Origin of the sequence: Streptomyces niphimycinicus (assembly GCF_018883605.1) — a bacterium.
Lineage (GTDB): Bacteria > Actinomycetota > Actinomycetes > Streptomycetales > Streptomycetaceae > Streptomyces > Streptomyces niphimycinicus.
Window position 1 is genome coordinate 1 of record NZ_JAHLEM010000503.1, and the last position, 5225, is coordinate 5225.

The following is a 5225-nucleotide window of genomic DNA, read 5'->3' on the forward strand; positions in this document are numbered from 1 at the left end:
GTCGCTGGTGCCGATGCGGGTGGACATCGCGGCCCTGCGCACCCTGGCCGCAAGTGGCGCGGTCTCGCCGCTGTTCCGCGGTCTGGTGCGGATCCCGGCGCGGCGCGCGGTGGACGCGGTCGCGGCGGGCGGCGGCGAGAACGGTCTTGCCGGGCGGCTCGCCGGGCTGTCCGAGCCCGAGCAGGAGCGGCTGCTGCTGGACCTGGTCCGTGGCCAGGTGGCCACCGTGCTCGGCTACGCCGGTGCGGAGACCATCGGTTCCGGCCGGGCGTTCAAGGAACTGGGCTTCGACTCGCTGACCGCCGTCGAGCTGCGCAACCAGCTCAACACGGTCACCGGGCTGCGGCTGCCCGCCACGCTCATCTTCGACTACCCGGACCCGCAGGTCCTGGCCCGCCATCTGCGTACCGAGCTGGTCGGCACGCGGACCCCGGCGGTGCACACCCCGGTGCCGGTCGTGGCCGCCACCGACGACGAGCCGATCGCCATCGTGGCGATGAGCTGCCGCTACCCCGGCGGGGTCACCACCCCCGAGGAGCTGTGGCAGTTGCTCGCCGCGGGCGAGGACGGCATCTCCCGCTTCCCCGACAACCGCGGCTGGGACCTCGAGGCGCTCTACGACCCGGACCCGGAGACCCAGGGCACCTCCTACGCCCGCGAGGGCGGCTTCCTGCACGACGCCGCCGAGTTCGACCCGGCGTTCTTCGGCATCTCGCCGCGCGAGGCCCTCGCGATGGACCCGCAGCAGCGGCTGCTGCTGGAGACGTCCTGGGAGGCGTTCGAGCGCGCCGGTATCGACCCGCTGTCCGTGCGCGGCAGCAGGACCGGTGTGTTCGCGGGCGTCATGTACCACGACTACGGGTCCCGGCTGCACGCCGTCCCGAACGAGGTCGAGGGCTACCTCGGCACCGGCAGCTCCAGCAGCGTGGTGTCCGGCCGGGTGGCCTACACCTTCGGTCTGGAGGGCCCGGCCGTCACGGTCGACACGGCCTGCTCGTCGTCGCTGGTCGCGCTGCACCTCGCGGCGCAGGCGCTGCGGCAGGGCGAATGCTCGCTCGCGCTCGCGGGCGGTGTCACGGTGATGTTCACCCCGGGTACGTTCATCGACTTCAGCCGCCAGCGCGGACTGGCCAGGGACGGCCGCTGCAAGTCCTTCGCGGCCGCCGCCGACGGCACCGGCTGGGGCGAGGGCGCGGGCATGCTGCTCCTGGAGCGGCTGTCGGACGCCCGCCGCAACGGCCATGAGGTGCTGGCGATCGTGCGCGGCTCGGCCGTCAACCAGGACGGCGCGTCCAACGGTCTGACCGCGCCCAACGGCCCGTCCCAGCAGCGCGTCATCCGCCAGGCGCTGGCCAACGCCCGTCTGACCACCGGTGAGGTGGACGTGGTCGAGGCGCATGGCACGGGCACGACGCTGGGCGACCCGATCGAGGCGCAGGCGCTGCTGGCCACCTACGGCCAGGAGCGGGACGCGGAGCGGCCGCTGTGGCTCGGCTCCGTCAAGTCCAACCTGGGCCACACCCAGGCGGCCTCCGGTGTCGCCGGAATCATCAAGATGGTGCTGTCGATGCGGCACGGTGTGCTGCCGCAGACCCTGCACGTGGACGAGCCGTCGCCGCACGTGGACTGGTCGGCGGGCGCGGTGTCCCTGCTCACCGAGCGGATGGAGTGGCCGGAGACCGGCCGTCCGCGCCGCGCCGCGGTGTCCTCGTTCGGCATCAGCGGCACCAACGCCCACGCCATCATCGAGCAGCCGCCCGCCACCGGGACCAGCGAGCCCGCGGCGGAGCCCGAGGCCCTGCCGTATGTGCCCGTGCTGCTGTCGGCCCGCACCGAGGACGGTGTGCGGGCGCAGGCGCGGCGGCTGCGGTCGCGGATCGCCGCCGAACCCCGGGCCGCCCTCACCGACCTGGGCTTCTCGCTCGCCACCAGCCGCGCCGCGCTCGAACACCGCGTCGCCCTGGTCGCCGAGGGCCACGAGGACGCGCTGGGCGCACTTGACGCGCTGGCGCGCGGTGACCACCCGGCGCAGACGCTGCGCGGTGTCGCCACCGAGGGCAAGGTGGCGTTCCTCTTCACCGGCCAGGGCAGTCAGCGGCTCGGCATGGGCCGTGAGCTGTACCGGACGTTCCCGCGCTTCGCGCAGGCGCTGGACGAGGTGTGCGCCCACCTGGACGGTCATCTCGAACGGCCGCTGAAGGACGTGCTGTTCGGCGACGACGCCGAGGCGCTGGACCGGACCGGGTTCACCCAGCCCGCGCTGTTCGCCATCGAGGTGGCGCTGTTCCGGCTGGTCGAGGCGTGGGGCCTGAAGGCGGACTACGTGTCCGGCCACTCGATTGGCGAACTGGCCGCCGCGCATGTGGCCGGTGTGTTCTCGCTCGCCGACGCCGCCGTGCTGGTCGCCGCCCGTGGCCGCCTCATGCAGGAACTGCCCGCCGGTGGCGCGATGATCGCTCTCCAGGCGGCCGAGGACGAGGTGGCGCCGCTGCTCACCGACCGCGTGAGCATCGCCGCCCTCAACGGCCCGAACTCCGTGGTCATCGCGGGTGACGAGGACGCGGCGACCGAGATCGCGGCGGACTTCGAGGCGCGGGGTCGCAAGACCAAGCGGCTCACGGTCAGCCACGCCTTCCACTCGCCGCAGATGGACCCGATGCTCGCGGACTTCCGCAAGCTGGCCGCGTGCCTGACGTACAACGCCCCGAAGATCCCGCTGGTGTCCTGCCTCACCGGCACCGTGGTCTCCGCCGACGAGATCCGCCTGCCGGAGTTCTGGGTGCGCCATGTCCGGGAGTCCGTCCGCTTCGCCGACGGCGTCCGCACCCTGCGCGACCAGGGCGTGACCACCTTCGTGGAGCTCGGCCCGGACGGGGTGCTCTCCGCGATGGGCGAGGACTGCCTCGCCGAGACGGAGACCGGGACCGGGACCGGGACCGGGACTGGGACCGAAGGGGAGGCCGGCAGCGGCGCGGTGTTCGTACCCACCCTGCGCGGTGGCCGCCCCGAGGCCCAGGCGCTCGCCACCGCCCTCGCCCACGCCCATGTCCGCGGCGCGGCCCCGGACTGGGCGGCGGTCTACGCCGGGCGCGGCGCCCGCCGCGTGGAGCTGCCCACCTACGCCTTCCAGCGCCAGCGCTACTGGCTCGATGTGGGCATCTCCGTCGAGGACGTGATCTCCGCGGGCCTCGACACGGCCGACCACCCACTGCTGGGCGCGGCGGTGGAACTCCCCGACACCGGTGGCTTCGTGTTCACCGGGCGGCTGTCGCTGCTGACCCACCCGTGGCTGGCCGACCACGCCGTCATGGACACCGTGCTGCTGCCCGGCACCGCCTTCGTCGAACTCGCGCTGCGGGCCGGCCACGAGGCGGGCTGCGACACGGTCGAGGAGCTGACCCTCCAGGCGCCGCTGGTCCTGCCCGAACAGGGCGCCGTCCAACTGCGGCTGGAGCTGGCGGCGGCCGACGAGGCCGGGCGCCGTTCGCTGACCCTGCACTCCCGCCGGGAGGACGTCCCCGCCGACGAGCCGTGGATCCGCCACGCCACCGGCTTCCTCGCCCCGGGCGAGCAGGCGGCCGACGCCGAGCGGGTGGACCTGGGCGTATGGCCCCCGGCCGACGCCACGGCCCTGGCCACCGAGGAGTTCTACGAGGGCGCTGCCGCCGCCGGACTGGGCTACGGCCCGGTCTTCCAGGGGCTGCACACCGCCTGGCGGCGCGGCGACGAACTGTTCGCCGAGATCCGGCTGCCCCAGGGCTTCGAGCCCGAGGCCGCCGCGTACGGGGTGCATCCGGCGCTGCTGGACGCCGCCCTGCACACGCTCGGCCTCGATCCGGAGGGCGAGGGGAGCGAAGGGGCACGGCTGCCGTTCGCCTGGACCGGCGTACGGCTGTACGCCGGGGGCGCCGCATCGCTGCGCGTACGGCTGCGGCCCGGCGCCGACGGGGTGTCGCTGCACCTCGCCGACGGCACCGGCGCCGCCGTCGCCACCATCGACGGCCTGGTGCTGCGGCCGCTGTCGACCGAGCAGCTCGACGCCTCGCGCGCCGCACACCACGAGTCGCTGTTCCGCCCCGAGTGGACCGCGCTCACGACGTCCGCCACCGATATCCCGCTCGGCGAGCGCTGGGTGACCCTCGGCGCCGCCACCGGCTTCACGGCCAACGGCTTCACCGTCGCGGGCGAGCGGCTGGACGACTACGCGGACCTCGCGGCACTCGCCACCTCCCTCGACGGCGGCGCCTCCGCCCCCGACGTGGTCGTGGCACCCCTCGCCGCCACCGGCGGCGCGGCGGCCCTGCCCGACACCGCGCGGGCCGTCGCCCGGAACACCCTGGACCTGGTCCAGAACTGGCTGACCGACCAGCGGTTCGCCGACACCCGCCTCGTCCTCGCCACCCGTGGCGCGGTCGCGGCGACCCCCGGCGAGGACATCGCCGACCTGGCCCACACCACCGCCTGGGGCCTGGTCAAGTCCGCGCAGTCGGAGAACCCCGGCCGCTTCGTCCTGGTCGACCTCGACGGCACCGACGCCTCCCAGCGGGCCCTGCCGTCGGTGCTCGCCACCGACGAACCGCAGCTCGCCCTGCGCTCCGGCACCGGCCACGCCTACCGGCTCGCCCGGGTCCCGGCCCGGCCGGACACCCCCGAGCCGACCGGGCTCGGCGACCCGGAGGGCACCGTGCTGCTGAGCGGCGCCACCGGCGCGCTCGGCGGACTCTTCGCCCGCCACCTGGTGGCCGAGCGCGGAGTGCGGCGTCTGCTGCTGGTCAGCCGCCGTGGCGGCGAGGCCCCGGGCGCGGCCGAACTCGCCGCCGAACTGGGCGAGATGGGCGCCGAGGCCACCTGGGCGGCCTGTGACACCGCCGACCGGGACGCCCTGGCCGCCACCCTCTCGGCGATCCCCGCGGAGCATCCGCTGACCGCCGTGGTGCACACCGCGGGCGTCCTGGACGACGGTGTGATCAGCTCGCTGACCGGTGAGCGGATCGACACCGTGCTGCGCCCCAAGGTGGACGCGGCGTGGAACCTCCACGAGCTGACCCGCGAGCTGGACCTGGCCGCGTTCGTGCTCTTCTCCTCGGCCGCCGGTGCCTTCGGCAGCTCGGGACAGGGAAACTACGCCGCGGCCAACACCTTCCTGGACGCGCTCGCCCAGCACCGCCACGCCCAGGGCCTGCCCGCGAGCTCGCTCGCCTGGGGCCTGTGGGCGGCGGCCGACG

1 protein-coding gene is annotated in these 5225 nt (G+C 74.7%); it reads left to right on the forward strand.

Annotation, left to right across the window (positions count from 1 at the left end; genetic code table 11):
• Nucleotides 1-5225: type I polyketide synthase (locus KN815_RS34270; protein WP_216345746.1), on the forward strand; the 5225-nt coding region annotated here is incomplete at both ends.